The 2908-nt window shown below is 58.2% G+C and carries 4 protein-coding genes; 2 read left to right on the top strand and 2 right to left on the bottom strand.

Going from position 1 to position 2908, the window contains the following annotated elements; genetic code table 11:
* The coding region (locus C446_RS17095; protein WP_152419472.1) for an SPASM domain-containing protein at positions 1 to 311 on the top strand (311 nt) is incomplete at its 5' end.
* 2 nt (positions 312 to 313) lie between these two features.
* On the top strand, positions 314 to 1282 hold the full coding sequence (locus tag C446_RS17090; protein ID WP_006674391.1) for a radical SAM protein: 969 nt from the start codon (positions 314 to 316) through the stop codon (positions 1280 to 1282).
* Between the two features lie 4 nt (positions 1283 to 1286).
* Here C446_RS17090 and C446_RS17085 read toward each other — a convergent pair whose 3' ends face one another.
* Together C446_RS17085 and C446_RS17075 are read right to left on the bottom strand one after the other, a co-directional pair.
* On the bottom strand, positions 1287 to 2348 hold the full coding sequence (locus tag C446_RS17085) for a zinc-binding metallopeptidase family protein (RefSeq protein WP_083861158.1): 1062 nt from the start codon (positions 2346 to 2348) through the stop codon (positions 1287 to 1289).
* Between the two features lie 332 nt (positions 2349 to 2680).
* A partial coding sequence (locus C446_RS17075; RefSeq protein WP_006674388.1) for a hypothetical protein occupies positions 2681 to 2908 on the bottom strand: 228 nt, incomplete at its 5' end.

Here is a 2908-nt window from a genome sequence, read left to right as displayed (position 1 = left end):
CTGTGACGCCGTGTACGCTCCTTCACGACTACGAGTGTGGGGACGTAACCGATGAACAACTCGAGGACGTCTGGACTGGTGATACCATGCGAGAGTTCAAACAGACGACGGTTTCCGAAGTAATTCCGGAGGACTGCCGGACGTGTGACGCCCTGGAGTACTGTGGCGGCGGCTGTCGATGGTGGTCCTGGAACGTCGACGATACCCTGGCCGGACGCGATCCACGATTCTGCCAGAATATGCAATATTTCGTCGACGAAATTCTTCCGATGGTCGAAGAGCGAACCGAAACGAAACCGACGCCGCTCTAATCATGCGCGAACCGAACCATATTACGCTCGAGGTGACCAATCGCTGTCATCTGGAGTGTTCTCATTGCTATCTCGAAACGAATCGCGGCCTCGATGAACTTTCGGTCGCCGAGATAGAGACGAATTTACTCCCACATCTACGGGAGTACGATATCGAATCGTTCGTGATTACGGGTGGTGAAGCCCTTCTTCGACCGGACACCGACGAGATCTGTGAGATTGTGTCTCGACACGTCGACGAGTTGCGGCTCCTGACGTCATTATCGACGCCAGAAGCCGCGTCGAGGGTCAACGATCTTCCAATAGACGCGCTCAGCGTCTCAGTAGACGGGCCACGACAGACACACGACGCCATCAGGGGCAACGGAACGTTCGACCGCGTCCTCGAAAACCTGCGACGTATCGACCGTACCTGTCTGAACGAACTCTATCTCAACTGTGTGGTTTCGTCGTACAACGAAGATCGGTTTTCGGACCTTCTCGAGGTGGTCGAGCCATTCGCCGATAAGGTCGGGTTTCAGCTTCAGACCTGGGGTCGACCGAGCGACGTAGCCCGTTCGGCCGAGCGACTGGGTTGTGATGAAGGGGTGATGATGTTGCCAGTCTTGCCCGAACATCCGGCGAATACGGCGGCCGTCAACGAGGGGTTGCGGGACGTTCGAGAGCGTGCCGAACAGTCACCGGCAACCGTACAGGTATTTCCGCCAGGCGCTTCCGAATCCACCGTCGACGAGTGGTTCGACGGCGGAGAGCGCGATCACCGGCGGGGGTGTGAAGCGATCTACCGTCGACCGCTTATCGGTCCTGAAGGTGACGTCTATCCCTGTCCGTTCGTCCGACAACCGATGGGAAATGTTCGCGACGATCGGCTCACCGACATCTGGACGGGACGAGAAATGAGTCAATTCCGCGAACAGCTGTCGAAAGAGGGGCTGTTGCCGGTCTGTAACCGGTGTGCCTGTTCCTCGTGAGGTGCTACAATCGATCGATCGTCCCGGCGTCCCCGATCCTCGAAAGGAGATCAGTTAGTAACCCGATCGTCGCTTCGACGTCACCGGCGTCGACTACTTCGACTGTTGTATGCAGGTTACGCGTCGGAAAGCCGAGATGTAAAGTCGGAACCGGACCGTGTTCGGTGGCGAATGCGTCCGCATCCGTTCCTGTTCCGTCCGGTGTCGCCTGGAATTGAATCGATCGGTCGGTAGCATCCGCAACGGATCTGGCAGCGGCAACCAGCCGGTGATGTGTCCCACCGCCGCGAGCAACGATCGGTCCACTGCCGAGCGTAATTCGGTTGCCAACCGACGGTGATGCCTTGGGGGAGTCCGTCGCAACTCCCGCATCGACGACGAGCACCGCATCTACGTCGTACTCGGCCGAAATCATCGACGCACCGCGTCGGCCAATTTCTTCTTGAACGGTACTCACGCCGAGAACGGTCGTATCGGGGGTCGTTCGTGCGACGCGACGAATCACTTCGGCGACGATATACGCGCCGGTTCGGTTATCGTGGCATCGCGCCGCGATCCGTCCGTTAGTAAGTTCGGTCGGCTCTGCAGCGACGGTTACCGGATCGCCGACAGTAACGCAATTTCGTGCATCTGCCCGATCCTCTGCACCGATATCGATACGTACCTCCGACGGATCAGTTAGCTGGGTAACGGTCCAGTCGTACATCTCACTCGGTGTGTGGACAACGACTCCAGCTACTTCTTCATCAGAGCTGTGAACGGTAACGCGTTGTCCTCGTGCACAGACGGCATCGACGCCACCGACACCACCGGCATGGAGATATCCGCGTTCATCGATTCGGCGGACGACGTATCCGACCGCATCAATGTGACTCGTTACTGCAACGGTCAACGATCCATCCCCGTCAACCCTTGCGACGGCGTTTTCGTACGAATCCGTTTCGACGGAATCTGCATAGTCCGCGACACTATCTATCCACACCTGCTGACACGCTGACTCGTATCCGGAGAGGCCCGGAGCATCAAGCAACCTCGTGAGGACGTGATCACGCTCTACTCCGTTCATGGAACGTCCATACTGTTTGCAGCAATATTAGTTAGAATTAATCATTCGTATGAACGAAACGGAGTGATCCGGCGAAGCCGGTGTAATGACGAAAGTCAGTCCGCCGTGTATCGAGGCGGCCGACAATCGAGCCACAGACTCGGACCTATTCCGCCAACGACTCGATTGCACTCTCGATCCACATTCTTCCGCCTCGGATTCGCCGGCAACGTGAACGATCTGTCCTCTGCTCGTGGGGTTAGCTCACACGGCTCGAGAGACGCTTCACGGACCAAAAAGAAACGAGCGGCGTCGTCTCAGGCCCTGCGCCGTCTCACGTCGGTCGACGGATGTTAGTCCGACGCCTCAGCAGCAGCCAGCGGCTCGATCGCGATCGTCATCGACACGCCTTCGACCTCCCACTCCTTTCGCTCGCCGTTCTCGACGTCGAGGCCGCCGAGTTCGTCGGCCCGGACTTCCTCGCGGATCAGGTCCTCGCGCTCGTCGACCAGATCGGCGACGCGGTCGTCGTCGATCGTGAGTTCGAGCGCGATCCGTTCCTCGACGTCGAGTTCGAGGTC

This window comes from Halobiforma nitratireducens JCM 10879 (genome assembly GCF_000337895.1).
GTDB lineage: Archaea > Halobacteriota > Halobacteria > Halobacteriales > Natrialbaceae > Natronobacterium > Natronobacterium nitratireducens.
Note: the sequence above shows the minus strand (reverse complement) of the source record. Positions and strands in the feature narration are given on the sequence as shown.

Coding starts and splice junctions, on each gene's coding strand:
- C446_RS17085 (WP_083861158.1), bottom strand. CDS start 2,348: ATGAACGGAGTAGAGCGTGATCACGTCCTCACGAGGTTGCTTGATGCT.
- C446_RS17090 (WP_006674391.1), top strand. CDS start 314: ATGCGCGAACCGAACCATATTACGCTCGAGGTGACCAATCGCTGTCAT.